22 protein-coding genes are annotated in these 25,353 nt (G+C 63.5%); 9 read left to right on the top strand and 13 right to left on the bottom strand.

The features are described 5' to 3' along the window. Positions 1–46 precede the first annotated feature (46 nt). On the top strand, positions 47–2,440 hold the full coding sequence (locus tag LLJ08_RS16220) for a membrane-bound PQQ-dependent dehydrogenase, glucose/quinate/shikimate family (protein WP_228207469.1): 2,394 nt from the start codon (positions 47–49) through the stop codon (positions 2,438–2,440). A 634-nt stretch (positions 2,441–3,074) separates the two neighbouring features. Here LLJ08_RS16220 and LLJ08_RS16215 read toward each other — a convergent pair. Further along, positions 3,075–3,482 carry an endonuclease domain-containing protein gene (locus LLJ08_RS16215; protein ID WP_101274442.1) on the bottom strand — a complete coding sequence of 136 codons (408 nt, stop codon included), beginning with the start codon at positions 3,480–3,482 and terminating at the stop codon, positions 3,075–3,077. Between the two features lie 123 nt (positions 3,483–3,605). Beyond that, on the bottom strand, positions 3,606–5,189 hold the full coding sequence (locus tag LLJ08_RS16210) for a peptide chain release factor 3 (RefSeq protein ID WP_228207468.1): 1,584 nt from the start codon (positions 5,187–5,189) through the stop codon (positions 3,606–3,608). 406 nt (positions 5,190–5,595) lie between these two features. Here LLJ08_RS16210 and LLJ08_RS16205 point away from each other — a divergent pair, with 406 nt between their 5' ends. Next, a complete protein-coding gene (locus tag LLJ08_RS16205) occupies positions 5,596–6,759 on the top strand; it encodes a type III PLP-dependent enzyme (RefSeq protein WP_003302224.1) in 1,164 nt (387 codons plus the stop codon). A 58-nt stretch (positions 6,760–6,817) separates the two neighbouring features. Here LLJ08_RS16205 and LLJ08_RS16200 read toward each other — a convergent pair whose 3' ends face one another. Both LLJ08_RS16200 and LLJ08_RS16195 read right to left on the bottom strand, forming a co-directional pair. Beyond that, a complete protein-coding gene (locus LLJ08_RS16200) occupies positions 6,818–7,576 on the bottom strand; it encodes a tetratricopeptide repeat protein (RefSeq protein ID WP_228207467.1) in 759 nt (252 codons plus the stop codon). Then, a complete protein-coding gene (locus tag LLJ08_RS16195; protein ID WP_042922801.1) occupies positions 7,576–8,256 on the bottom strand; it encodes a Fe2+-dependent dioxygenase in 681 nt (226 codons plus the stop codon). Before LLJ08_RS16195 ends, LLJ08_RS16200 begins: the two co-directional genes overlap by 1 nt. Before the next feature lie 138 nt (positions 8,257–8,394). Here LLJ08_RS16195 and LLJ08_RS16190 point away from each other — a divergent pair, with 138 nt between their 5' ends. Further along, positions 8,395–10,653, top strand: a complete 2,259-nt coding sequence (locus tag LLJ08_RS16190; RefSeq protein ID WP_228207466.1) for a TonB-dependent receptor — start codon at positions 8,395–8,397, stop codon at positions 10,651–10,653. A gap of 60 nt (positions 10,654–10,713) precedes the next feature. Here the strand turns inward: LLJ08_RS16190 and LLJ08_RS16185 are convergent, their stop codons facing one another. The 6 genes from LLJ08_RS16185 to LLJ08_RS16160 all read right to left on the bottom strand — a co-directional run bounded on the left by LLJ08_RS16185 (position 10,714) and on the right by LLJ08_RS16160 (position 17,592). Next, entirely contained in the window at positions 10,714–12,273 is a 1,560-nt protein-coding gene (locus LLJ08_RS16185) for a sulfite reductase subunit alpha (protein ID WP_228207465.1), read from the bottom strand. Between the two features lie 70 nt (positions 12,274–12,343). Next, entirely contained in the window at positions 12,344–13,219 is an 876-nt protein-coding gene (locus LLJ08_RS16180; RefSeq protein ID WP_228207464.1) for a DUF4198 domain-containing protein, read from the bottom strand. Between the two features lie 14 nt (positions 13,220–13,233). Further along, a complete protein-coding gene (locus tag LLJ08_RS16175) occupies positions 13,234–13,743 on the bottom strand; it encodes a DUF2271 domain-containing protein (protein ID WP_023445936.1) in 510 nt (169 codons plus the stop codon). A gap of 9 nt (positions 13,744–13,752) precedes the next feature. Further along, a complete protein-coding gene (locus LLJ08_RS16170) occupies positions 13,753–14,346 on the bottom strand; it encodes a PepSY-associated TM helix domain-containing protein (RefSeq protein WP_191121757.1) in 594 nt (197 codons plus the stop codon). A gap of 158 nt (positions 14,347–14,504) precedes the next feature. Beyond that, on the bottom strand, positions 14,505–16,709 hold the full coding sequence (locus LLJ08_RS16165; RefSeq protein WP_228207463.1) for a TonB-dependent receptor domain-containing protein: 2,205 nt from the start codon (positions 16,707–16,709) through the stop codon (positions 14,505–14,507). Positions 16,710–16,887: 178 nt separating this feature from the next. Further along, entirely contained in the window at positions 16,888–17,592 is a 705-nt protein-coding gene (locus LLJ08_RS16160; RefSeq protein ID WP_228207462.1) for an SIMPL domain-containing protein, read from the bottom strand. A gap of 152 nt (positions 17,593–17,744) precedes the next feature. Here LLJ08_RS16160 and LLJ08_RS16155 point away from each other — a divergent pair, with 152 nt between their 5' ends. From LLJ08_RS16155 to LLJ08_RS16130, 6 genes are all read left to right on the top strand, one after another. After that, complete coding sequence (locus LLJ08_RS16155) at positions 17,745–18,998, top strand: ATP-binding protein (protein WP_228207461.1); 1,254 nt, start codon at positions 17,745–17,747, stop codon at positions 18,996–18,998. 33 nt (positions 18,999–19,031) lie between these two features. After that, entirely contained in the window at positions 19,032–19,592 is a 561-nt protein-coding gene (locus LLJ08_RS16150; RefSeq protein WP_014821408.1) for a response regulator transcription factor, read from the top strand. A gap of 105 nt (positions 19,593–19,697) precedes the next feature. Next, positions 19,698–20,639, top strand: coding sequence for an AEC family transporter (locus tag LLJ08_RS16145; protein ID WP_023445931.1), 942 nt, complete (start codon positions 19,698–19,700; stop codon positions 20,637–20,639). A 186-nt stretch (positions 20,640–20,825) separates the two neighbouring features. Beyond that, positions 20,826–21,803, top strand: a complete 978-nt coding sequence (locus LLJ08_RS16140) for a M23 family metallopeptidase (protein ID WP_041014855.1) — start codon at positions 20,826–20,828, stop codon at positions 21,801–21,803. Further along, positions 21,784–22,140, top strand: a complete 357-nt coding sequence (locus LLJ08_RS16135) for a hypothetical protein (RefSeq protein WP_041014854.1) — start codon at positions 21,784–21,786, stop codon at positions 22,138–22,140. The genes LLJ08_RS16140 and LLJ08_RS16135 overlap by 20 nt, the downstream gene beginning before the upstream one ends. 17 nt (positions 22,141–22,157) lie before the next feature. Then, on the top strand, positions 22,158–22,583 hold the full coding sequence (locus tag LLJ08_RS16130) for a bactofilin family protein (RefSeq protein WP_041014853.1): 426 nt from the start codon (positions 22,158–22,160) through the stop codon (positions 22,581–22,583). A gap of 43 nt (positions 22,584–22,626) precedes the next feature. Here LLJ08_RS16130 and LLJ08_RS16125 read toward each other — a convergent pair whose 3' ends face one another. The 3 genes from LLJ08_RS16125 to LLJ08_RS16115 all read right to left on the bottom strand — a co-directional run bounded on the left by LLJ08_RS16125 (position 22,627) and on the right by LLJ08_RS16115 (position 25,305). Then, positions 22,627–23,712, bottom strand: a complete 1,086-nt coding sequence (locus tag LLJ08_RS16125; protein WP_041014852.1) for a calcium/sodium antiporter — start codon at positions 23,710–23,712, stop codon at positions 22,627–22,629. Between the two features lie 38 nt (positions 23,713–23,750). Continuing rightward, a complete protein-coding gene (locus LLJ08_RS16120) occupies positions 23,751–24,836 on the bottom strand; it encodes a calcium/sodium antiporter (protein WP_041014851.1) in 1,086 nt (361 codons plus the stop codon). Between the two features lie 67 nt (positions 24,837–24,903). Further along, positions 24,904–25,305, bottom strand: a complete 402-nt coding sequence (locus LLJ08_RS16115; protein ID WP_041014850.1) for a septal ring lytic transglycosylase RlpA family protein — start codon at positions 25,303–25,305, stop codon at positions 24,904–24,906. Between the last annotated feature and the right edge of the window lie 48 nt (positions 25,306–25,353).

The raw sequence follows: 25,353 nt of genomic DNA, 5'->3' as shown, positions 1-25,353 counted from the left end.
GCTTTTTGCTTTTTGTTTTGAAGATGAATCGGCTGGAGAGCGTTGCATGAGTATCGATTACGGGCCGCGGCCCATGCGCATCACCCTGACCGCCGTGGCGGTTCTGCTGCTGGGGGCGCTGATGGCGGTCGGTGGCGGCTACCTCGCGATGCTGGGTGGCTCCTGGTATTACCTGCTGGCCGGTATCGGGCTGCTGGGCGTAGCCGGGCTGTTGTTCGCTCGGCGCCGCGCCGCGATCTGGCTCTACGCGGTGCTGCTGCTGGCGACGTTGGCGTGGACGCTGTACGAAGTCAGCTTCGACTGGTGGCAGCTAGCGCCGCGCATCGACCTCTGGTGCATCCTCGGGCTCTGGCTGATCCTGCCGTTCGTCAATCGTTACGTGGGCGATCGGCTGGTCTGGCGTGATGGCGCCAGTGGGCTGCTCGGCTTGGGGCTGCTGGCCGGCGCGCTGATCGCAGGGTATTCGCTGACCCAGGATTACCACTCGATCACCGGTGAATTCAGCGACGCGCAGATGCAAGGCTTGAACCCCGACGGGCAGGCCGGCAGGGTTGCCGGCGAATGGAAAGCCTACGGCGGCTCCGACCGCGGCGATCGTTACTCGACGGCCGATCTGATCACGCCGGACAACGTCGGCAAGTTGAAAAAGGCTTGGGAGTTCCACACCGGTGACCTTTCCGGCGAGGGTGACCCCGGCGAGATCACCTATCAGGTGACGCCGTTGAAGGTTGGCGACAATCTGTTCATCTGCACGCCGCACAGCATTGCCATGGCTGTCGATGCCGACAGCGGTGAGGAGCGCTGGCGCTTCGACCCGAGCATCAACCGCGATGCCGAGTACTACCAGCACATGACCTGCCGTGGCCTGGCCTTCCATGACGCCAACGCCTACGGGCCCGCAGCGACGGCGCCGTCCGACCAGCCCGTAGCGCGTTGCGCGCGGAGGCTGTTTTTGCCGACCAACGACGGCACCCTGGTCGCGCTGGACGTCGAGGACGGCAAGCCCTGCGAGGACTTCGGCAATGCCGGCGTGGTGGATCTGAAGGCTGGACTCGGTGAGGACGCTCTGGGCGTTTACCTGCCGACTTCCCCACCGGTGGTGACCGAGAAGCTGGTCATCGTCGGTGGCTCGATTACCGACAACGGCGCGGTGGATTCACCCGGCGGCGTGATTCGCGCCTACGACGTGCGCAGCGGCGAGCTGGTATGGAATTTCGACCCGGGTAACCCGGACGCCACAGAGCCCTTGCCGCCCGGCGAAACCTACGTGCGCAGCACGCCGAACTCCTGGACCATCGCCACTGCCGACGAGTCGCTGGGGCTGGTCTACATCCCCACCGGCAACCAGACCCCGGACCAGTGGGCGCAGCCGCGCACGCCGGAGTCCGAGCGTTTCACCGACACCCTGGTGGCGCTGGACCTGGCGACCGGCCAGGTGCGCTGGGAATTCCAGACCGTGCACCATGACCTATGGGACCGCGACCTGCCATCGCAGCCGACGCTGGTGGATATTGAAGGGCCGCAAGGTCAGGTGCCGGCCATCATCCAGCCGACCAAGCGTGGCGATCTGTACATCCTCGACCGCCGTACCGGCGAGCCGATCGTGCCGGTGGAAGAGATGCCCGTGCCCCAAGGCACTGACTACGGCGAGTTCACCGCGCCGACCCAACCCGCATCGGCCGTCAGCTACGCCCCGCAAGAGCCGCTGCGCGAGCGCGACATGTGGGGCGGCACGCCGCTGGATCAGATGATGTGCCGCATCCAGTTCCGCAAGCTGCGTTACGAGGGCGACTTTACGCCGCCGTCGGAGCAGGGCTCGCTGATCTATCCGGGTAACGTGGGTACCTTCAACTGGCCATCGGTGGCGGTCGATCCGAGCCGCCAGCTGCTGTTCGGCGCGCCGAATTACCTGGCCTTCATCTCGACCATGGTCAAGCGCAGCGAGGTCGACCCCGATGAGCGTACCGGCGGTGGCGAGACCGGCCTGCAGCCCAACCTGGGTGCGCCGTACATGGTGCGGCTGGAGCCGTTCATGTCGGTCGTCGGCCTGCCGTGCCAAACGCCGCCATGGGGCTTCGTCACCGCGCTGGACCTGCGCAGCATGAAGAAGGTCTGGATGCACAAGAACGGCACGAGCCGCGACAGTGCACCCTTGGGCATTCCCTTCCCGGTGGGTACGCCAGCACTGGGCGGGCCGATCGTCACCGCCGGTGGAGTGGCCTTTATGAGCGGAACGCTGGATTACTATCTGCGCGCCTACGATCTGCAGAACGGCAAGGAATTGTGGAAGGGCCGCCTGCCTGCCGGTGGCCAGGCGACTCCGATGACCTACGTGTCCGAGAAGACCGGCAAGCAGTACGTGGTGCAGATGGCCGGCGGGCATGGCTCGTTCGGCACCAAGCTGGGGGATTCCTTGATCGCGTGGACCCTTGAGGAGTAGGTGAGGCGGGGCAGGTGGCGACGTCGACTGCGGCGCTCGACATAGCCACCAGCCCCTCGCCCTAGCCCTCTCCCCGGAGGGGAGAGGGGACTAGACCGCGCGGTTTTTCGTTCCGGGTGTAGGGCGATGCGCTTTAATGCGTGTCGGGCCGATCACAAAGGGTTCGGTGGCTTCATTCAGGCCCCCTCTCCCCTTTGGGGAGATGGTTGGGGCGCGGGCCCCGATCCGGTGCAAGATTTCAGTCAGGACTCGGATTCAGGCCGGTGTATCGGTAATGCGCGGATTGGGTGCTGGGGTGAGAGCGTGCTGGTGGTTGTTGCAACTGCTTGATGGGCACAGCCCGCGCTCACTCCCCTCGCTTGCTCTGCACGGTCTGCATGAGCAAGTGATCCGGCTGCCTCAATCCAGCCCCCTCTCCCCGTTGGGGAGAGGGTTGGGGTGAGGGGCGCGGGCCCGATCCGGTGCAAGATCCCAGTCAGGGCTCGGGTTCAGGCCGGTGTATCGGTAATGCGCGGATTGGGTGCTGGGGTGAGAGCGTGCTGGTGTTTGTTGCAACTGCCTGATGGGCACAGCCCGCGCTCACTCCCCTCGGCTGCTCTGCGCGGTCTGCATGAGCGCAAGTGATCCGGCTGCCTCAATCCAGCTCCCTCTCCCCCTTGGGGAGAGGGTTGGGGTGAGGGGCGCGGGTCTCAATCCAGCTCAAGATTTCAGTCAGGACACCCTCTAGATTCCGTATCACATCCAGATTGCTGAAGCGTAGAACCTCCAGCCCGTGGTGCTGCAGGTAGGCCGTGCGCAAACGGTCTTTCGCCAGACCAGCTTCGTCGAAGTGCTGACCGCCATCGAGTTCAACTACAAGTCGCAACTCTGCACAGTAGAAATCCAGGACATAGGGCGGGCACGGATGCTGTCGGCGAAATTTGAATCCGGCTAAGCCGCGATTGCGCAGCTGGCGCCACAGCAGACGCTCGCAATCGGTGAGTTGGCCTCGAAGATTTCTGGCGAACTGGCGTTGTTCGGGGGCGGGGCGTTCGGTGGGCATATCACTTCCTTGTGAAAAGCGGGGTTCTCGCATCCTTGCGAGAGGTCGCAGTCTTGGGCGCAGCCCTACGGCGGTGCCCGATCAAATACGCCCGCTATACCGGTAACAGACGCATTTCCGGCATCAATGATGCTCCCGCGTCGCCCTGAACTTCACATCCGGCCAGCGCTCTTCCATCAGGCTCAGGTTTACCCGTGTCGGTGCCAGGTAGGTGAGGTGGCCGCCGCCGTCGATGGCGAGGTTCTCGTAGGCCTTGTTCTTGAAGTCTTCGAGCTTCTTCTTGTCATCGCACTCGATCCAGCGCGCCGACCAGACGTTGATCGCCTCGTAGGCACACTCGACCTTGTATTCCTCTTTCAGGCGACTGGCGACGACGTCGAACTGCAGCACGCCGACCGCGCCGAGGATGATGTCGTTGTTGCGCTCGGGGAAGAACACCTGGGTGGCGCCTTCCTCGGCGAGTTCCTGCAGGCCCTGGCGCAGCTGCTTGGATTTCAGCGGATCCTTCAGGCGCACGCGGCGGAACAGTTCCGGGGCGAAGTGCGGGATACCGGTGAAGCCGAGGTTCTCGCCTTCGGTAAAGGTGTCGCCGATCTGGATGGTGCCGTGGTTGTGCAGGCCGATGATGTCGCCGGCCCAGGCTTCCTCGAGCATTTCCCGCTCGCTGGAGAAGAAGGTCAGGGCGTCGGCGATGCGGACATCCTTGCCGATGCGCGCGTGGCGCAGCTTCATGCCTTTCTCGTACTTGCCCGAGCAGATGCGCATGAAGGCGATGCGGTCGCGGTGCTTGGGGTCCATGTTCGCCTGGATCTTGAACACGAAGCCGGTGAACTTCTCCTCGACCGGCTCGACCACTCGCTCGTTGGCCGCGCGGGGCAGCGGCATCGGCGCCCAGTCGACGACGGCGTCGAGCACGTGGTCCACACCGAAATTGCCCAGCGCGGTACCGAAAAACACCGGGGTCAGCTGACCATTGAGGAATTCGTCCTTGTCGAACTCGTGGCAGGCGCCCTGAACCAGTTCCAGCTGTTCGATGAAACGCTCGTACTCGTCGCCGATGTGCTTGCGCGCTTCGTCGGAATCCAAGTTCTGGATGATCTTGACCTCGGTGCGCTCGTGCCCGTGGCCCGGCGTGTAGACGATGATGTAGTCGTCCTTGAGGTGGTACACGCCCTTGAAGTCGCGGTAGCAGCCGATCGGCCATGTGATCGGCGCGGCCTTGATTTTCAGCACCGCCTCGATTTCGTCGAGCAGTTCGATCGGGTCGCGGATATCGCGGTCGAGCTTGTTGATGAAGCTCACGATTGGCGTGTCGCGCAGGCGGCAGACGTCCATCAGCGCGATGGTGCGTGGCTCGACACCCTTGCCGCCGTCGAGAACCATCAGTGCCGAGTCCACCGCGGTCAGGGTGCGGTAGGTGTCTTCCGAGAAGTCCTCGTGGCCGGGGGTGTCGAGCAGGTTGATCATGTGCTCGCGGTAGGGGAACTGCATCACCGAGGTGGTGATGGAGATACCGCGCTGCTTTTCCATTTCCATCCAGTCGGACGTGGCGTGGCGGTCGGATTTACGCGACTTCACCGTACCGGCAACGGCGATCGCCTTGCCCATCAGCAGCAGCTTTTCGGTGATGGTGGTCTTGCCCGCATCGGGGTGCGAGATGATGGCGAAGGTACGGCGCTTCGCGACTTCGGCGGCCTGAGTGGTCATCGGAATTAAGGAACCCGTCGACGAGTAGTCGGTCTGTCAAAAAAGGCGGCGATTATAGCGGCAAATGGATTTCGCTGCGGCCCGCACGGCTGCGGAAATCGCCGATTTGTGCAGTTTCCATGACGCTTTGTTTTGAATCGACAACAACTCGAAACGGATGCACCTTCGGGACGTTTTTTTGATTGATCTATGCCCCCCTTGGTCCTAAAGTTCGCGCCCGAACGTCCATGCTGGCAACGATCCATCCGGCTCAAGTACTGACGACGAGAGATCCTCCGTGATACTCGGCGACATGCCTTGGGAAGTAGGCGAACCAAAGTGGGGAAACTGATCAGGCGTTCTTGTCAGGGCTGATGCCCTCCATCCCTCATCCGACTTTTGTTTCCCGTTTTTTGGAGTCCCACGCATGACGGTCAAGATCGAAGACTATTACCCTCGCGCCACCTTCCAGAAGATGAAGGCATTTGCCGACCAGCACGAAACCCCCTTCGTGGTGATCGACACCGAAACCATCAGCAAGGCTTATGACGACCTGCGCGCCGGTTTCGAATTCGCCAGCGTGTACTACGCCGTCAAGGCCAACCCGGCGGTCGAGATCATCGATCTGCTGCGCGACAAGGGTTCGAGCTTCGATATCGCCTCGATCTATGAACTGGACAAGGTGATGTCCCGCGGCGTTGGCCCGGAGCGCATCAGCTACGGCAACACCATCAAGAAAGCCAAGGACATCCGCTACTTCTACGACAAGGGTGTGCGCATGTTCGCCACCGACTCGGAAGCCGACCTGCGTAACATCGCCAAGGCCGCGCCGGGTTCGAAAGTCTATGTACGCATCCTCACCGAAGGCTCCACTACTGCGGACTGGCCGCTGTCGCGCAAGTTCGGCTGCCAGACCGACATGGCGATGGATCTCTTGATCCTCGCCCGTCAGCTGAAGCTGGAGCCCTACGGCATTTCCTTCCATGTCGGCTCGCAGCAGCGCGACATTTCCGTATGGGACGCCGCCATCGCCAAGGTCAAGGTGATCTTCGAGCGTCTGAAGGAAGAAGACGGCATCGAGCTGAAGATGATCAACATGGGTGGCGGTTTCCCCGCCAACTACATCACCCGCACCAACAGCCTTGAAACCTACGCCGAGGAAATCATCCGCTTCCTCAAGGAAGACTTCGGCGACGAGTTGCCGGAAATCATCCTCGAGCCGGGTCGTTCGCTGATCGCCAACGCCGGCATCCTCGTCAGTGAAGTGGTGCTGGTGGCACGCAAGTCGCGTACCGCGGTCGAGCGTTGGGTGTATGTCGATGTGGGCAAGTTCAGCGGCCTGATCGAAACCATGGACGAGTCGATCAAGTTCCCGATCTATGCCGAGAAGAAGGGCGAAGTCGAGGAAGTGGTGATCGCCGGTCCGACCTGCGACAGCGCCGACATCATGTACGAGAACTACAAGTACGGGCTGCCGCTTAACCTGGCCATCGGCGACCGCCTGTACTGGCTGTCCACCGGTGCCTACACCACCAGCTACAGCGCCGTCGAATTCAACGGCTTCCCGCCGCTGAAGGCTTACTACATCTAAGCCGTAGACGATGAACGAACGCCCCGCATTGCGGGGCGTTTTCGTTTCTGTGCTTCGTTCACCGCAACCCGGCGCGTAGCTCGTCGCGTCGTCGCGCGTAGGCCTCGACGATATCGGCGATCTGAGGCAATGCGGCGGCCTGCAGGCTGGCCAGCGCGGTCTCGACGAACTTCAGGTGGCCAACCTCAAGCGCGCGGTCCAGCCAATGCCGGGCGGCGTCCCATTGCTGCTGGGTGAGCAGCACGGCGGCATGGCTGAACTGACCGCGAAAGTCGCCAGCCTCCGCGGAGCGTCGATACCAGCCGTGTGCCGCTGGCAGATCGCGCGACACACCGCGGCCTTCTTCCAGGCAGCGTCCGGTCAGGTTCATCGACTTGGCGTGGCCCAGCTCGGCGGCCTGGCGGTAGAGGCGATAGGCCGCGACTTCATCCTGAGGAATGCCGCGGCCGGTGGCGAGCAGGTTGGCCAGGTTGTACATGCCCCAGTCCAACCCCATGTCTGCCGCGCGCCGGTACCGCTCGGCGGCGCGTGCGGGATTGGCCGGGCAGCCCCAGCCAAGCTCGTGGCAGCGTCCGGCCATGTTGCAGGCCATGGCGTGGCCGCGGCCGGCGGCGATGCCGAACCAGGTCAGGGCCAGTTCGGGATCGGCCTGGATGCCGCGGCCCTCCAGCAGGATTTGCCCGAGCAGCGCCTGCGCTTCGATTTCCCCGGTCGCGGCGGCCGCGAGGACCAGGCGTGCGGCTCGGTGCGGTTCCTCGGCCAGCTTGCCCAGCTGGTCGCTGTCGAGGGCTTCCTCACGGCGCAGAAGATGAGGCATCAGACCTCGACCCAGCGGCGCAGCAGGTTGTGATAGGTGCCGGTCAGTTGCACCAGGGATGGGTGCTCCGGCACATCGGCGGTCAGCTGCTGGATGGCTTGGTCCATCTCGTAGAGCAGCGTGCGCTGCGCATCCTCGCGCACCAGGCTCTGAATCCAGAAGAACGAAGCCAGCCGTGCGCCGCGGGTGACCGGCTCGACCTTGTGCAGGCTGGTGCTGGGGTAGAGCACCATGTCGCCGGCAGCGAACTTCACCCGCTGGGTGCCGTAGGTGTCGTGGATCACCAGTTCGCCGCCGTCGTACTCCTCGGGATCGCTGAAGAACAGTGTGGCGGACAGGTCGGTGCGCACGCGTTCGGCGCTGTTGCGTACCTGACGCACCGCATTGTCGATGTGATAGCCAAACTCGCCGCCTGCCGTGTAGCAGTTGAACAGGGGCGGAAAGACCTTGCTCGGCAGCGCGGCAGACATGAACTGCGGGTGCTGCCAGAGCCGTTGCAGCATGGCTTCGGCAATCTCGTGGGCGAGTGGGTCGTCCTCCGCCAGCTGCAGATTGTATTTGGCCTTGGCCGACTGATAGCCAGCGGTGACGCGGCCGTCCTGCCAGTTGGCCTGTTCCAGCGCGGAGCGAATACGGTCGGTTTCTTCACGGGAAAACACATTGGCAATGCGTAGGAGCATGGATCACCGACAGGATGTGGAATTGGCGAATGATATTAGTTTGCATTTAGGTGTTTCAGAATGCGACAGAATGTATCAGAATGCTACCTGCTAATAATAGCAATTCGCAGTTGCGTCAACTCCAAGGATCCGCATTACATGTCGCGTCAGTCTCTAGAACTGGCCCAGCCACCTCGCGTGTTGGCTTCGGCTATCGGTGTCGCCCTTACCGCTTTCTCCGCTCCCTCCATGGCTCAGGTCGTGCCTGCAGCGTCATCGCCCAGCGAAGCGCCTGTTGCGCTCGATGAAGTGACGGTAATCGGTGAGCAGGAACAGGCCTACAAGGCCGATACATCCGCCTCGAAGAAATACACGGCACCGCTGCGCGAAACACCGAAGTCGGTCACCGTGATCACCGACCAGGTGATTCGCGACACCGGTTCGCTGACGTTGGTCGATGCGTTGCGCACCACTTCCGGCATCACCTTCGGTGCGGGCGAGGGCGGAAATCCGGCGGGCGACCGGCCGATCATCCGCGGCTTCAACGCCGAGAGCGACACCTTCATCGACGGCCTGCGTGACGTTGGCTCGCAAACCCGCGAGATCTTCAACGTCGAGAGCATCGAAGTGAGCAAGGGGCCGGGCTCCGCCTATACCGGTGCCGGCTCCACGGGCGGCAGCCTCAACCTGATCAGCAAGACCGCCAAGCAACGCGACTTCGGCGATGCCAGCGTCACCCTCGGTTCGGACCAGACGCGCCGCTATACGCTGGACGTCAACCGCGTGCTCGGTGACAACGTCGCCGGCCGTCTGAACCTGATGAAGCACGAGGCCAACGTCGCCGGCCGCGATGGCGTGGATGTCAGTCGTTGGGGCGTGGCGCCGACCATCACCTTCGGCTTCGATACGCCGACCCGGGCGACGCTGTCCTACTACCACCTGGAAACAGACGACATGCCGGACTACGGCATTCCGCTGACCTTGGCTACGTCAGGCAATCCAGGTCGCGAGCCAGTGAGCGTGGATCGCGACAACTTCTACGGCCTTGAAAGCCGCGACTTCCGCGAGAGCACCACGGATGCCGGCACCATTCGGCTCGAGCACGACCTGAACGAGAACCTGACCGTCTCCAACACCACGCGTATCGCCCGCACCACCCTGGACTACATCGTCACCAACCCGGACGACTCGCGTGGCAACGTGCCCAATGGACTGGTTTCGCGCTCTGCCAAGAGCCGCAATTCCGATACCCAGAGCTGGGTCAACCAGACCGATCTGACGGCGCGATTCGACACCGGCAGCATCGAGCACACCCTGGTGACCGGCGTGGAAATCAGCGATGTCGGCGTGCACAACCGACCCTACGTGGTCACTCCGGGCACCAGCGGCAACACCTGTTCGTCGGCGCACCTGGCTTCGGGCGACTGCACCAGCCTGTCCAACCCGAGCTCCAAGGATGCCTGGACCGGCAGCATCGCGCGCAGCGCGGCGACGACCGATACCGACACCGAAACGCTGGCGGCTTATGTCTTCGATACGCTGAAGTTCAATGAGCAGTGGTCGCTGAACATGGGCCTGCGCTACGACGACTACGAAACGGAGCAGAAGGCCGTCTCCACCGCCGGTGTCGTCACCCGGCCGGAGAACAAGAGCCACTTCTGGAACTACCAGTTGGGTCTGGTCTTCAATCCGCTGCCCAATGGCAGCATCTACGCGGCGTGGTCGACCTCCAGCAACCCGTCCGGCGAGACCGGTGGCGAAGGTTCCGATGCACTCAACGTGAATAACCAGGTCCTCGATCCGGAGCGCAACCGCAACTACGAGATCGGCACCAAGTGGGACTTCTTCGACGAGCGTCTCGGCCTGACCGCCGCGCTGTTCCGCACCGAGAAGACCAACGCGCGGGTGACCAACGCCAGCGGTTTCCAGGAAAGCATCGGTGAAACCCAGGTCGACGGCCTGGAACTCGGCGCGACCGGCCAGATCACCCGTAACTGGCAGGTGTTCGCCAGCTATACCTACCTGGACGCCGAACTGGTCAAGTCCGGTGCCGCCAACGTCGGCACCCGCGCGGCGCCGGTGTACGTGGAAGGGCTGTACGACGGTAACGAGGTGCCGAGCACGCCGAAGCACAGCTTCAGCTTCTGGAACACCTACAACCTCACCCAGGACCTGACCATCGGTGGCGGTGCGACCTACGTCGACTCCCGCTTCGGCGACACGGCCAACAACATCGAGGTACCGGAATACTGGCGCTACGATGCGATGGCCGCCTATCGCGTGAGCAAGAATCTGGACCTGCAGCTGAACGTGCAGAACCTGACCGACAAGCGCTATTTCGATCAGGTCTACGGCAGCCACTATGCCCACGTCGCGGCCGGTCGTACTGCGTTACTGAGCACCAACTTCCACTTCTGATCCCGCTGTGAAAATGACAAAGGCCGCTCTTCGAAGCGGCCTTTGTCGTTATGGCGGACATCAATACAGGTCGCGGCGATAGCGTCCCTGCTCGCTCAGCTGTTCCAGCCGCGCCTGGCCGAGCAGACCGAGCAGGATCTGCTGCACTTCCTGCCCCATGCCTTCCAGGTTGCCGCAAACGTAGATCGCCGCGCCCTGATCTATCCAGCGGCGCAGGTCGTCGGCCGCGTCCCGCAGAACTTGCTGCACATAGCGCTTCTCCGGCTGGTCGCGAGAGAACGCCAGGTCCAGCCGCTCCAGCAGGCCGCTGTCGAGCCAATGCTGCAGTTCGTCTCGAAAGAAGAAGTCGTGGGCGGCGTTGCGTTCGCCGAACAGCAGCCAGCTGCGTGAGCCTTGGGGAGCGGCTGCGCGTTCGCGCAGGTGCGCGCGCAATCCGGCGATCCCGGTACCGTTGCCGATCAGGATCAGCGGTGTATCGACCGAGGGCCCATGAAAACCGGGGTTGCTGCGGATGCGCAGGGCGATCCGCTCGCCAATCGCCGCGTGACGGCACAGCCAGCCGGATCCGAGGCCGAGCGTGCCGTCCGGATGACGAGCTTCGCGCACCACCAGCTGCACGGCGCCGTCCGTGGGTATCGAGGCGATGGAGTATTCGCGGTGCGGCAAGGGCGGCAGGGCCAGCAAGGCGGGCAGGTCGAGCGTGCGCAACACGTCGAGGTCGGGCAGGCGTAATCCGGCCAGCTGGCTTGCCAGACGCTGGCCATCGAGCCGCTGCTGAGGGTCGAGACCCAGCTGCTGCAGCAAGCGTTCCATGCGGGCCAGTTCGTGCTGCGGGCCGACCTCGACGATATCGCCGGCGCGCCAGCGTTGCTGATCGTCGACTGGCATGAGCGTCAGATGCTGCACTGGCGCGCCGGCACTGCCGGGGTTGAGGCAGCGGCGCTCGGTGAGCTGCCAGTGCCGATAGGGCGCCGGCAGCCAGTCGCTGAAATCGCTGTTGCCACTTAAATGCGCCAGCTGCTGTTGCCAGTGACGCAGCACGCCGGGATCGGCTCGGTCAGCCTCCAGGCGATCGAACAGTGGCATGGCGCCGCATTGGCGCATTCGTTCATCCAGCCGCTGGCCGAACGCACAGAAATGGCGGTACTGGCGATCACCAAAGGCCAGCACGGCATACTCGAGGTCCTGCAGCTGCAGGTTTGCCGTGCTCAGGCGCCGCTCGAAACGCGCGCCGTCGTCCGGCGCCTCGCCTTCGCCATAGGTGCTGACGACGAACAGGATGCGCCGCGCTGGCAGCCGGCTCGGCTCCAGCGCATTCAGCGGCAGCAGCTGCACGTTCAGGCCAGCTTCGCGAAGCTGCTCAGCACTGCGTTCGGCATAGAGCCGGGCTTGCCCGCCCTGGCTGGCATAGGTCACCACAAGCGCCGAGGTCGCGTCGGTAGATGCTGCTTTGCGGGGTAGCTGTCCACGCCAGCAATACAGCGACATGGCCAGATAGACGAGGACGACCACGGCAGCGCTGATCGCTCGCAACGGCTGCCACCACAGCAGCAGCGCAGCGACCGCGAGACAGCCGAGCAGCGGCGACAGGCGCCGGACGGATTGGAAAGGTCTGGGCAAGAGGCGGACTCGTTGCGGGGAATGCGGTAGCGCGCTGCCTGAGCGTCAGTGCTCAGGCAGCGGGCTGGCGTCAGGGCGCCAGCACTTCCAGCGTGGCGCTGTAGCTGGCGCGGCGCTCGGTGGCCGGCTTGCTGACGCCCTTGTCGGTAGTGAGCTCGGCTTCCAGCCAGTACATGCCGGCTTCCGGCCAGGTGATGCTGGCCTTGCCGGCCTTGTCGGTTTTCGTCCTGATCTCCCCCAGTTGGTCGCGGTAGCGGTTGCCGCCCGGGATCACGCTGATCTCGACATCCGCGGTCGGCTTGCCATCGAGCAGAAAGACGAACTCCGCCGCTTCGCCGGCGAACAGGTCGTTGGGGTGGGTGACGGGCTTGAGTTCCAGGCCCTGGCCGCTGGGCGCGAGTACGTCAGTGCTGGGCGCACCGGAGGTCACGAACACTTCCATGCGGTTGCTGGTCTGGCTGACCTTGAGACCTTCGGCCTTGGCCGGGACGTCCTTGGCGAAGCGTTCCGGGGTGCCCATCCAGCGGCGCATCTGGCCGTTTTCCTTCCAGCTGGCGAACAGGCCGTTGTTGGCGACCGCCAGCTTGTAGGTGCCCTTCTGGCTCAGCTGCACATCGAAGGTACTGCGGTAGCGGCCGATGGCGCCGTTCTGTACCGCGACCCTGGAGCCATCCGGGGCGATGACCTGCAGCTCCGGAACCGGCCGCCCGCGCATGCCGGGCGGGCCACCTGCCGGCGCCTGGGCTGCCTCGCCGATACCCTTGAGGCGCATCGGCACGTGTTCGAAATAGAACAGGTCGTTGGAAACCGCGGCGTCGACGGTGATCCAAGGCTCTTCACCCGAGAGCACGGTGGCCGAAGGCAGCATCCAGGCGCGGTGGGCGTGGGCCGAAAGCGGCAGGCAGACGGCGAGGGCCAGGGCGGTCCATTTGATGACGGGTTTCATGGCGTGCTTCCTGTTCATGGGGTCAGCGTGAGATTGATGGCGCCCAGCTCACTCTTGCCCTGGGCTTGATGTTCGGCGTTCTGCTGGGGCGGCCAGCTGAATGGGACGCGCAGCAGCTCGCGGCCGCCGACCTCGCGGGCGGCTTCGACCACCACGCGGTACTCGCCGGCCTCCAGCGTTTTGAACGGCGCCTGCTTGTCAGAAAACTTCAGGCTGTGGCTGCCCACGGCACGGGTGGCGCCGCTGACGCCATCAACCGGCATTTCCAGGCTGCGGCCGCTACGGCGCCACCACTGGCGCAGGTCCTTGAGCCACTTTTCACCTTCCTTGTCCTTGAGCTTGGTGTCGTACCACACCGCCAGATTGGCAACGTGGCTCTGGTCCGGGCGCTCGAGCCAGATGGCGACATAGGGGCGGTGGTACTCGGCGACATCCAGGCGGGGGATTTCCACGTCCAGCTGCAGGTCCGCCGCGTATAGCGGGGCGCTAAGCAGGGCGAGGGGGAACAACAGGCGTTTACGCATGAGCAGTCCTTAATGAATGAAGAGCAGCGCCAGTAGCAGCGGAATCACCAGCCCCAGGCCAACCAGTGGCCAGGTGCCGGGGCGATTGCCGGCATGGCGTTGCAGGAGCAGCAGGCCGGTGAGGCTGAACACCACACAGGCAACGGCAAACAGATCAATGAACCAGCTCCAGGCTTCGCCGCTGTGACGGCCCTTGTGCAGGTCGTTGAAGTAGGCGATCCAGCCGCGATCGGTCGACTCGTATTCCAGCTCGCCGCTTTCCAGGCTCAGACTCAGCCAGGCATCGCCGCCAGGACGGGGCAGGGCGACGTAGAGTTCGCCATCGCTCCACTCGGCTTCGCGACCGGCCAGCTGCACGTCCAGGGTCTGTTCCAGCCATCGCTGCAGGTCAGCTGGCAGACCGTCCTCCGGAGTGTCGGCCTGCAGACTGTTGAGCAGCCGCTCGGGCAGCTGCCCTTCGCGGGTTTCCACCAGCGGTTTGCTCTCGATCTGCCCGGCGTGGTTCAGCGTGATGCCGGTGACCGCAAACAGCAGCATGCCGACCAGGCACAGCGCGGAGCTGATCCAGTGCCATTGGCGCAGAGTGCCGAGCCAGATATGCATGGTGGTCCTTGGCGTATGGGAGGGTGGGCGAATTCTAGGGCGACTGACGCGGCGATGCTAAAGATTTACAAACAGCATACATTCGCGTTTTTCATGATCCGTATGGGCGAGAAACAACAGAGCCGGGATGATCCCGGCTCTGTTGTGTCGCCTTCAGGTCAGAAGGTCAGGTTGGCTGACAGCCACAGGCGGCGGCCTTCTTCCACGATACCGGTGGTGGCGGCGCCGGAGTGGCTGTAGTCGGTGCCGTAGGCCGTGCCGTTTGCGCTCCCGCCATTGGAGTAGGTGGTGTAGGCCTTGCCGTCGACGAAGTCCTTGTCGAACAGGTTGTAGATCGTCGCGTTGAGCGTCAGGTTCTCCGTAGCCCGATATGACCCGCCCAGGTGAAAAAGTGTGTATGCCTTGGCGTTCTTGCCCAGCGTGTCGTAGATCGACTGGCTGGTGGAGTAGCTGCCGTTGGCGTTAGCGAGATTCTCGTAGCTGGAGGTGAAGCGCGCGCGCTCGCCGCGGTACTCGCTCTTCAGCCACAGGCCCAGGCGGTCGGTGGTCTGCCAGTCGAGTTTGGCGTTGGCCAGGTGTTCGGGCGTGTTGGTCAGCGGCTCTCCCTGGTTATCGCCACTCTTCTGCTCGCTGTCGGTGTACGTGTAGTTGGCGCTCAGTTTCCAGGCTGGTGCGAACTGCCAGCTGCCAGCCAGCTCCAGGCCACGGGTCACCGCTTCGTCGACGTTGATCTGCTGCGAGCAGGTGCCGTTGTTGTTGCCTGCGCACAGTGGATCGGTGATCGGGTCGCCGCTGGCGATCTTGTCCTTGAACTTGTTGTGGAACAGCGTGGCGTTGGCGCTGAAGCCGGTCAGGCTGTCGAAATACGCACCGATCTCGGTACTGGTGGTCGTTTCGGGGTCCAGGTCCGGGTTGCCGATGGTGATGATGGAGCCCTGGCCGGTTACGCCATTGATGCCGCCGTGCAGGTCGTTCAGGTCGGGCGTCTTGTAGCCCTTGCTGATGCCGCCCTTGAGGGTCCAGTTGTCGGTGGTGTTCCAGACCAGGTAAGCCCGCGGGCTGACATGTCCACCAAAGGACTCGTGGTCGTCATAGCGGGCGCCCAGGGTCAGGGCCAGATCATCGCGCAGGCGCCATTCGTTCTCGGCAAAGAATGCCCAGGTCTTCTGCTCGAATTCCGTCTGGGCGATGCCATCGGTCATCTCGGCCTTCCACCATTGGCCGCCTACTGTGGCGATGTGCGATTCGCCGATGGGGGCAACCAGCTTGGTATCGAAGACCAGATTGGTGGTCTCCAGCTCGCGATCATCCCCTCCGACCGCGCCGGGCACGGCGGTCGGTGCGCCGATGGTGCCGGGAATGGTCCGACCAAAGGTCTCGGTGGTGTTGTGCATCAGGCTGGAATCCAGCGTGCCGAAGCCGAGGCGACCGGTGTGGGTCAGGGCGATCTGTTCGCGCTCGAAGCGAAGCTCGTCGTCATAGCCGTTCGCGGCGGTATCCGGTGCGCTACAAGCCCTGTTCAAGCCGTCGAGGGTGCCGAGCTGGCATTCGTCATTGTTGTATGCCTGCCGTCCACGCTCGATATCCAGCGCGAAGTCGTGGTCCTGGTGCGGGGTCAGGGCCAGGCGGGCGCCGATGTTCTGGTTGCGACCGTCGACGGGCGAGGGGCCGCGCTTGCTGACATCAATGCCATTGCCGTAACTCAGATCCGACTCCTGGCGATCGAACAGGCTGCCGCGGACCTGCAGACCGAGCAGGCCGTCGACCAGCGGACCACTGGCGTAGACACTGGTGTTGCGGGTGTCGCCGAAGTCGCGATCTTGCTGGTAGGTGTAATCCTGTGTCAGCGAGCCGGTCCACTCCTTGCCGACCTTGCGGGTGATGATGTTGATTACCCCGCCCATGGCGTCGGAGCCGTAGAGCGTCGACATCGGGCCACGGATCACTTCGATGCGCTCGATGGCCGACAGCGGCGGCATGAAGCTGGTGGAGGTTTCGTTGAAGCCGTTTGGCGTGACATTGCCTGCGGCGTTCTGTCGACGGCCGTCGATGAGGATCAGGGTGTACTGGCTGGGCATGCCGCGAATGCTGATGTTGAGCCCGCCGGTCTTGCCGGTGCCCTGGCCGATGTCGATGCCTTCCACGTCACCCAGTGCCTGCGCCAAGTTGTTGTAGCGCTTCTGCTGCAGGTCTTCACGGCTGATGACGCTGATGCTGGCCGGTGCTTCGGTGATCTTCTGTTCGAAGCCGGAGGCGCTGACGACCGTGTCGTTGAGCGTGACAGGCGCGTTCTGGGCGAGAGCCGTCCAGCTGCAGCCGATCATGGCCCAGGATAGGGCGGTACGTGCGAAGGGGATAGACATGCGGGCTCCTTGTAGCCGTCTCGTTGGCGCCCGCATGATAATCATTCGTAAACGAGAATTTAGACTTTACTGCATTGGTTTCTCATCTGGGTCGTCAAATCGGTTGCCAGCCCTTGCACAGCGCGGGCTGGCTATTTGTAAGCGAATATTTAGAAGTGGTCCGAACGGTCAGTTTCGGTCACGGCATCTGAACTTCGATGACGCCGTCGGCGTTGATCGTGACCTGGCGAGTGCCCGCTTCGATTTCAGGGATGGGTGCCGATTCCATCATGTCCATCTTCATCGCGCTGCTGCGCATGACAGGTTGAAATCCGCCGCCGTTGAGGTTGAGGCTCACCAGCTTGTATCCGCTGCCGCCGAGCGCCTCGGTCGCGAGTTCGGCGCGCGCCTGGAACGCGGCGACCGCCTCCTTGAGCAGGGCATCCTCGTTCTGCTTGCGGATCGGGTCGGAGACACTGAAATGCATGCTGCTCATCTTCAGGCTCTTCATCAGCTCGGCGGTCAGCTTCGACAGGCTGGCAAAGTTGCCGCTCTCCAGGCGCAGTTCGGCACGCTCCCGCCAGCCGGAGATCTGCTGGCCCTTGCCGTCATAGACTGGATAGCTGTTGCGGCTGCCCTGGCTGACGATCACATCCTTGCTCTGCCGAGCGGTCTGCAGCGCCTGGTTCAGCGCGCGGGTGGTCTCTGCCGCAAGCTGGGCGGGGTCGTTGTGTTGTGCTTCGCTGTAGAGCGTGACGTGCATGCGGTCATGGGCCACTTCGCTGCTGACCTCGGCGCGCAGGGCGACCTGGTTGTAGCGGGGTTCCTCGGCCATGGCGGGCAGGCTGACGAGGCTGGTGATCAGCGCCATGAGGGCTGCGCTGCGGAAGAGAGTTGGCTGCATAACGGATCCTTGGCATGTGCACCGGCCGGTGCGATAGCGCAAGACTCTACCTGCGCCGGTGAATGTATGCAGCTGCCCGTGCGTCGAGTTGCCGCATTTCGGTTTGGCCGCAAGACGGCTTGGTTATACTCCGCCGAATTCTTGGAGACTCCATGTACACATCCGTCCCGCTGCTATCTGCCAGCCGGCAGAACCTTCGGCTTCTGACCCTTATTCGCATCGTGGTGCTGGCTGCACAGTCCGGCGCCGTGGGCGTGGCTTACGCGACGCAGATGCTGACGCTGCCTTGGCTGGCGCTGGGCATCACGCTGGCCGTGTCGGCGGTGCTCTGTCTGGGTACGGCACTTCGTTTGCGCGGCCCGTGGCCCGTCACCGAGCTGGAATACGCCGTGCATCTGGGCTGCGACCTGATGATCCACAGCGCGCTGCTGTACTACTCCGGCGGCTCGACCAATCCGTTCGTGTCCTACTACCTGGTGCCGCTGACCATCGCTGCGGCAACCCTGCCGTGGCTTTATTCCATCGTGCTTTCCGGCCTGGCGCTGCTGGGTTACACGCTGATGCTGGTCTGGTACGACCCGCTCACCCTGCCACCCTTCGAGCGGGCGACGCTGCAGGTTTACGGCATGTGGCTGAGTTTCGCGCTGGCGGCCGCGCTGATCACTTTCTTCGTCGCGCGCATGGCCGAACAGCTGCGCCGACAGGAACAGCAGCAGGCCCAGCGCCGCGAGGAGAGCATGCGTGACCAGCAACTGCTCGCCGTGGCCACCCAGGCCGCTGGCGCCGCTCATGAACTGGGCACGCCGCTGGCAACCATGAGCGTGCTGCTCAAGGAGTTGCGCCAGGAATACAAGGACCCGCAGCTGAGCGAGGATCTCGGCCTGCTGCAGTCGCAAGTCCAGCTCTGCAAGGAGAGCCTGCGTCAGCTGGTCCGCGCCGCAGAGGCGGACAGGCGCCAGGCGGTCGTCGAGCAGACCTCACGCGAATGGGTCGACTCGGTCCTGCAGCGCTGGCACCTGATGCGTCCAGAGGCAACATTTCGCTTCCAGTGCGTCGGCCTTGGCAGTGCGCCGAAGCTGATGCCGCCGGCGGACCTCAGCCAGTCGCTGCTCAACCTGTTGAACAACGCCACCGATGCCAGTCCCGAGGATCTGGAAATACGCCTGGACTGGGATCCGCAGTGGATCAAGCTGACCATCCGTGACCACGGCGCCGGTGTTCCGCTGGCCATCGCCGAGCAGATCGGCAGACCCTTCATCACGACCAAGGGCAAGGGTTTCGGCCTTGGTCTGTTTCTCAGTCAGGCCAGCGTCACGCGCGCTGGCGGCACGGTGAAGCTCTACAATCACGAAGAAGGTGGCACACTGACCGAACTGCGCCTACCGCATGGTTCGGTACGCGCCTGATCCTGATCGTGACCAATGCGAGGAAATGCACAGATGACCGACGAGTTGCAGCAAGAGGGCGAAGAACAACCTCACCTGCTGTTGGTGGATGACGATCCGACGTTCACCCGGGTGATGGCTCGCGCCATGAGCCGTCGTGGACTGCAGGTCAGCATCGCCGGTTCGGCCGAAGAGGGCCTGGCCCTGGCCAAGCAGGATATTCCCGACTATGCAGTGCTTGACCTGAAAATGGAGGGCGATTCGGGCCTGGTGCTGCTGCCCAAGTTGCTCGAGTTGGACCCCGAAATGCGGGTGTTGATCCTGACCGGTTACTCGAGCATCGCCACAGCGGTGGAAGCGATCAAGCGCGGCGCCTGCAATTACCTGTGCAAGCCTGCCGATGCCGACGACGTGCTCGCGGCATTGTTGTCGCAGCATGCCGATCTCGACAGCCTGGTGCCGGAAAATCCCATGTCGGTCGATCGCCTGCAGTGGGAGCATATCCAGCGGGTGCTCAGTGAGCACGACGGCAATATCTCCGCTACCGCCCGTGCCCTGGGCATGCATCGACGGACCTTGCAGCGCAAGCTACAGAAACGTCCGGTGCGACGCTAACCGGCGTCATCGTCTCGCGGGGGCGGCGTTGTCATCACACGGCGCCCGAGCCCTCGCGTAACGCATGCTTTATGCTTGCGAGCTTTGTAGTTGCAGGCGTCTTCCATGCTCCCCCTCGTACTGCAGACCCTGAGCGTCACTGCGCCGGTGTTTGCCATGTTGTTTCTCGGTGTCGCGCTCAAGCGCCTCGGCTGGATCGACGCTGCGTTCGTGTATACGGCTTCGGCGCTGGTGTTCAGGGGCACCATGCCGACGCTGCTGTTCATCTCCATCATCAAGGCCGATCTGACAGCGGCGCTGCAGCCGGCACTGCTGCTCTATTTCGTGCTCGCCACAATTGCGACATTCATCGTGGCCTGGGTCTGGGCCTTGTGGCGCTGCCCGGCATCCGATCGCGGCGTGTACGTGCAGGGCGCGTTTCGTGGCAACAACGGCATCGTCGGCCTGGCGCTGGCCAGCAGCCTCTACGGTGACTACGGCCTGTCGGTTGGCGGTGTGCTCGCCGGGGTGGTGATTCTGGTCTACAACAGCCTCTCGGCGATGGTGCTAGCCATCTACAGCCCCGATGGGCAGGTCGGTCCGAAGGAAATTTTGCTCAGCATCCTGCGTAATCCGCTGATCATTGGTGTGGTCGCGGCCGTGCCCTTCGCCTATTGGCAGATTGACTTGCCGGGCTGGCTGATGACCTCGGGCCAGTACTTTGCGCAGATGACCTTGCCACTGGCGCTCATCTGCATCGGCGCCACGCTGTCATTGGATGCGTTGCGCAAGAGCAGCGGCAGTGCGCTCAGTTCGAGCCTGATGAAAATGGTCTGGCTGCCGGCACTCGCGACCCTGGGTGCCTGGGCCTACGGCTTTCGCGATGCGGAGCTGGGTATCCTGTTTCTCTACTTTGCCAGCCCAACGGCGGCGGCGAGTTTCGTCATGGCGCGCGCGGTCAATTCCAATCACCAGCTGGCCGCGACCATCATTGTCATCACGACGCTGATGGCAGCGCTGAGCATCAACGCCGGGCTGTTTCTGCTGGGCTGGCTGGGCTGGATCTAGTCGAGACCTTGGCTGCGATTCGCCGCGCCGTTCGTCGCCAATGCGGCTCTCAGCTTAAGAATCGCGTCGCGATGGTCGTAATCGGTCATCAGGCCTCAGAAAAAAAAGTGCATTTGCGTCAAATTGCCCTGGACGTTCAACGGCTTGCCTGGCGAGGCGGCCGCTCCGTGTTCTAGGGAATCTCTCATGGCATTTTTCACACCTTCGAGCCGCTCGCTGACGCGTGACGACATACGCGTGGTGAACCTGCGGCGCCTTGCGGTTCCGGGTTTTGCGCTGTTGCTGGTGCTGAGTCTGGGAAGCTTTGCTAGCGGTGTCTGGCTTGGCAGCGATCTGCGCACGCCGCACCTGGCCACGCATCAGAGTGATGTACCCGTCGAGGATGAGGACCGCTTTGCCATCGCCCGGGTCGGCGAGGTGGTCGGCCGGTTGAAAACTCTCGAATCCGATCTGCTCGCCCTGCAGCAGATGATGGATCAACAGCGTGTTCTGCATGGCCAGCTGTCGGCGCTGGACCCGACGCTGTTGCCCGTGCTGGTGCCGGCACGCACGGACGGCGCAGGGCAGGGCGGCGCGCTGTTGCCGCCTCGGGGTTGTTCGGGGGAGCTGCTGGTCGATGCCGAGCGGCTGAGCCTTGCCGACCTGCAGCACAGCGAGACCTCTGCGCGCTGCATGCGGGTGATGCTGGACGGGCTAATGCAACAAGTGGCCGAGCGCAACGCGGCGCTCATGGCGATTCCGTCACGGCGACCGGTAGGCGAGGCACGGCTGGGCTCGGCATTCGGCAATCGCGTCGACCCCTTCCGCAAGAAACTGGCGTTCCATTCCGGGGTGGACTTCGCGTTGCGCAGCGGCTCCGACGTAGTCGCTGCGGCGGGAGGCCGGGTGCGCTTCGCCGGCTACCGAGGTGCCTACGGCAAACTGGTGGAGATCGACCATGGCAATCGCCTGGTCACGCGCTATGCCCACCTGTCGCGACTGGATGTTCGCCAGGGTGAGGTCGTCACGCCGGCACAGCGTATCGGTGCGGTGGGTTCGACAGGTCGATCCACTGGTCCTCATCTGCATTTCGAGGTGCTGCACAAGGGGCGCTTCGTCGACCCGCAGCGGTTCCTGGCCCTGGGTGATCTGGAGCGTGACAGCGATGGCCTGGCTGAGGACTAAACGCCCTTCCACGCGCGAGTTGCTACGCGCCGAGCACCGACTGCAAGCCGCGCGCAGCGCGCGCAGCGGACGTTGGCTGATCTTTGGGATGCTCTGTGTGATCGGCGCGTTGCTGTACCTGCGCAACCACGAGCAGGTGGCTCATGCACGGCAGGTCGAGGCGCTGACGCAGGACAGCCAGGCACTCAGGGCCGCGCTTGGCCAGAGCCGGTTGAAGCGCCAGGAAATCCAGGCCACCGAAGAGCAATTGCTAAGGCGTATAGCCACTCTCTCAGCGCAGGTCGAGCGGCTGCAGACCGATCTGGCGTTCTTCCGTCAGCAGAAGAAGGCCCGTTAACTTTTTTGGAGTAGATGATGTTCAACAAGAAGAAGCCGGTACCTCGCGTCACCATCGATCAGTTTTCCAGCCTGATCTCCGGCAACCTGTCCCTGATCGGGGACGTGACCTTCGAAGAAGGGTTGAAGGTCAGCGGTGAAGTGCGCGGCGATGTCTGCCACAAGCCGGGCACACACAGCCTGCTGGCGCTGAGTGCCGAGGGAAGAATCGAGGGCAACGTGAGCAGTTACGATGCACTGATCGACGGCACCATCGTCGGCGATCTGGTGGTCGAGCATCTGCTCGAACTGCATTCCAACGCCCGCGTGCGCGGGAACATCCGCTATCGTCAGTTGAGCATGGAGAACGGCGCGGTGGTCGACGGGACCCTCAACCGCATGGGTGACGAAGAGGAGAGTGCCCGGGTGTTCGAGTTGCCGCGGCCTCAGGTCCGTGAGGGCTGAGTGAAGGCGGGCCAGCCAGGCCCGCCGGTGGTTCGTCCTGTTGTCAGCGCTGGGTTTTCCAGGCGCGGCCGGCGATGACCAGCAGCGTGATCGCGGTCAGCGGCAGTGCATAGCCCAGCATGGCGTCGCCAAAGGTTTCCGCGAACGGGCGGCCGGTACTGGTCAGCACCAGGTACAGGGTGTAAGCCACGTAATAGGCGACGAACAGGGCGCCTTCCCAGCGTTTGATGCAGTAGCCGGCGAAGAATATCGGCAGGCAGGCCACCGCTACCGCGATCATCACCGGGAAGTCAAAGGCTAGCGCGTTCGAAGACACACCGATCGCCTGCGGCGACACCAGCGAGGCCAGGCCGAGTACGCAGAGCAGATTGAAGATGTTGCTGCCAACGATGTTGCCAACGGCGATATCGCGCTCGCCGCGGATGGCCGCCATGATCGAGGTGGCCAGTTCCGGCAGCGACGTGCCGATGGCGATCACGGTCAAGCCGATGACCAGTTCGGATAGCCCGAGCGCGCGGGCCAGGGCGACCGCGCCCTCGACGAGAAAGTTGGAGCCCACTACCAGCAGCACCAGGCCTGCGATCACCAGGCCAGCATTGATCAGCCCCGCATGCGGCTTGGCCGGCTCGTGCAGGCCGAACTCCTTGGCAAACTCGTCGTCGGCTTCCGCGGCCTTTTCGCGGCGACTGCTGATGATCAGAAACAACGTGTAGGCCACAACCCCGGCGAACAGCAGCGCACCGTCGATACGGCTGAGCTCGCCGTCCCAGGCCAGGCCGAAAGTTACCAGGCTGGCACCGATCATGATCGGCACATCCAGACGGATCAGTTGACGCGACACCACCAGCGGCGCGACCAGTGCGGTCATGCCGAGGATCAGCAGCACGTTGGCGATGTTGCTGCCTACCACGTTGCCGATCGCAATGTCGCCGCTGCCATTGAGTGCGGCCTGCACGCTGACGGCCGTCTCCGGCGCGCTCGTACCGAAAGCGACCACGGTGAGGCCAATGACCAGTGGGGAGATGCCGAACTGGGCGGCGAGTTTGGCTGCACCTCGCACCAGGACCTCCGCGCCGGCAACGAGCAGCACCAGGCCGGCTATGAGGTAGACAAAGGTCATCAGGGTCACGATGGGGCGCTCCGCAAAAAATCCAGAAAGTGGGTGTTTCAGCGCTGGTGTTGCCAGGCGCGCAGGAAGATCACCAAAAGCGTGACGGCCGTCAAGGGGAACGCGAACCAGAGCATCGCGTCGCGCAGCAGCTCGATGGCACCGAGGCCGGTGGCGAACATCACCAAATACAGGGTGTAGGCCAGGTAATAGGCGAAAAACATCAGCCCTTCCCAGCGCCGGATGCAATACCCGGAAAAGAAAATCGGCAGGCAGGCGACGAACACGGCCAGCATTACCGGGAAGTCGAAGGACTGCGCATTGGGGGAAATGGACAGGCCGTCCGCGGCCACCGCGGCGCCGGCGCCGAGTACCAGCAGCAGGTTGAAGATGCAGCTGCCCACCACATTGCCGACGGCAATGTCGCGCTCCCCCTTGATGACCGCCAGCACCGAGGTCGCCAGCTCCGGCATCGAGGTGCCGACCGCAACCACCGTCAGGCCGATGACCAGCTCGGAAAGACCGAGCGCGCGCGCAAGGCCAACGGCACCTTCGATCAGCAGATTCGAGCCTCCCACCAGCAGCCCCAGGCCGAGCAGGATCAGCAGCAGCTGGAGCACCCAGGCATAAGGCTTGTCGCCAGCGTCCGGGCCGAACTCCGTGTCGAATTCGTCGACGCCTGGTCCAGGCTTGTCCCGCTTGCTGGCGAGGACCAGAAACAGCGTGTAACCAATCAGGGCAACGAGCAGCAGGATGCCGTCCAGTCGGCTGATGCTGCCGTTCCAGGCCAGTCCATAGCAGAGCAGGCCGGCGCCGATCATCACTGGCACATCGAGGCGGATCAGTTGCCGGGATACCACCAGCGGTGCGATCAGTGCGGAAATGCCGAGAATCAGCAGGATGTTCGCGATGTTGCTGCCGATCACGTTGCCTACTGCGATGTCACCGCTGCCATTCAGCGACGCCTGCACGCTGACGGCTGTTTCCGGGGCGCTGGTGCCGAAGGCCACCACCGTCAATCCGATGATCAGGGGCGGAATGCCGAAGCGGCTGGCCAGTTTGGCCGCGCCGCGTACCAGCGCTTCGGCACCGACGACGAGCAGCACCAGGCCGCTGATGAGGTAGCCAAAGGTAATCAGCGACATGCGGGCGCTCCCTTGGCTGGGGTAGCGCAGTCTGTGCTCTGTGACATCACTGCAGGTGCCTGTTCCTTCATGGGAGGGTTTCGATACGCACGCGGATCACGCCGCTCTTGAGCATGTCCAGTTGTGCCGCCGCGGCGCGGGAAAGGTCGATGATGCGGCCGCGGCGAAATGGTCCGCGGTCGTTGATACGTACCACCACCTGCTTGCCGTTCTGCTCGTTGGTTACCCGCACCCGCGTGCCGAAAGGCAGGCTGCGATGAGCGGCCACCAGCGCGTTCTGATCATGGGTTTCGCCGTTGGCGGTGCGCTGGCCGTGATGCATCCGCGCGTAATAGGAGGCCTTGCCGCTCTGGCTGAAGCGCTCTTGCGTGGTCGGTGGTGCCTTGGCGGGTTGAGCCGGCTGGCGATCTGCACAGCCGCTGACCAGCAAGGCCAGCAACAATAGGGCGGTGAAGCGTGTCAGGCGCATGAACAATCCTTCCGTTGGGTCGATCGCTGAGTCGGCGATGGCCCGCGG

It is taken from the genome of Stutzerimonas chloritidismutans (assembly GCF_020783375.1).
GTDB classification, from domain to species: Bacteria; Pseudomonadota; Gammaproteobacteria; order Pseudomonadales; family Pseudomonadaceae; genus Stutzerimonas; species Stutzerimonas kunmingensis.
The sequence above is the reverse complement of the archived record's forward strand: the minus strand, read 5'-3'. Positions and strand labels throughout refer to the sequence as shown.

Bases quoted from the DNA above. Each gene is read 5' to 3' on its own strand.
- LLJ08_RS16220 (WP_228207469.1), top strand. From the start codon at position 47: ATGAGTATCGATTACGGGCCGCGGCCCATGCGCATCACCCTGACCGCC.
- LLJ08_RS16215 (WP_101274442.1), bottom strand. From the start codon at position 3,482: ATGCCCACCGAACGCCCCGCCCCCGAACAACGCCAGTTCGCCAGAAAT.
- LLJ08_RS16210 (WP_228207468.1), bottom strand. From the start codon at position 5,189: ATGACCACTCAGGCCGCCGAAGTCGCGAAGCGCCGTACCTTCGCCATC.
- LLJ08_RS16205 (WP_003302224.1), top strand. From the start codon at position 5,596: ATGACGGTCAAGATCGAAGACTATTACCCTCGCGCCACCTTCCAGAAG.
- LLJ08_RS16200 (WP_228207467.1), bottom strand. From the start codon at position 7,576: ATGCCTCATCTTCTGCGCCGTGAGGAAGCCCTCGACAGCGACCAGCTG.
- LLJ08_RS16195 (WP_042922801.1), bottom strand. From the start codon at position 8,256: ATGCTCCTACGCATTGCCAATGTGTTTTCCCGTGAAGAAACCGACCGT.
- LLJ08_RS16190 (WP_228207466.1), top strand. From the start codon at position 8,395: ATGTCGCGTCAGTCTCTAGAACTGGCCCAGCCACCTCGCGTGTTGGCT.
- LLJ08_RS16180 (WP_228207464.1), bottom strand. From the start codon at position 13,219: ATGAAACCCGTCATCAAATGGACCGCCCTGGCCCTCGCCGTCTGCCTG.
- LLJ08_RS16175 (WP_023445936.1), bottom strand. From the start codon at position 13,743: ATGCGTAAACGCCTGTTGTTCCCCCTCGCCCTGCTTAGCGCCCCGCTA.
- LLJ08_RS16170 (WP_191121757.1), bottom strand. From the start codon at position 14,346: ATGCATATCTGGCTCGGCACTCTGCGCCAATGGCACTGGATCAGCTCC.
- LLJ08_RS16165 (WP_228207463.1), bottom strand. From the start codon at position 16,709: ATGTCTATCCCCTTCGCACGTACCGCCCTATCCTGGGCCATGATCGGC.
- LLJ08_RS16160 (WP_228207462.1), bottom strand. From the start codon at position 17,592: ATGCAGCCAACTCTCTTCCGCAGCGCAGCCCTCATGGCGCTGATCACC.
- LLJ08_RS16155 (WP_228207461.1), top strand. From the start codon at position 17,745: ATGTACACATCCGTCCCGCTGCTATCTGCCAGCCGGCAGAACCTTCGG.
- LLJ08_RS16150 (WP_014821408.1), top strand. From the start codon at position 19,032: ATGACCGACGAGTTGCAGCAAGAGGGCGAAGAACAACCTCACCTGCTG.
- LLJ08_RS16145 (WP_023445931.1), top strand. From the start codon at position 19,698: ATGCTCCCCCTCGTACTGCAGACCCTGAGCGTCACTGCGCCGGTGTTT.
- LLJ08_RS16140 (WP_041014855.1), top strand. From the start codon at position 20,826: ATGGCATTTTTCACACCTTCGAGCCGCTCGCTGACGCGTGACGACATA.
- LLJ08_RS16135 (WP_041014854.1), top strand. From the start codon at position 21,784: ATGGCCTGGCTGAGGACTAAACGCCCTTCCACGCGCGAGTTGCTACGC.
- LLJ08_RS16130 (WP_041014853.1), top strand. From the start codon at position 22,158: ATGTTCAACAAGAAGAAGCCGGTACCTCGCGTCACCATCGATCAGTTT.
- LLJ08_RS16120 (WP_041014851.1), bottom strand. From the start codon at position 24,836: ATGTCGCTGATTACCTTTGGCTACCTCATCAGCGGCCTGGTGCTGCTC.
- LLJ08_RS16115 (WP_041014850.1), bottom strand. From the start codon at position 25,305: ATGCGCCTGACACGCTTCACCGCCCTATTGTTGCTGGCCTTGCTGGTC.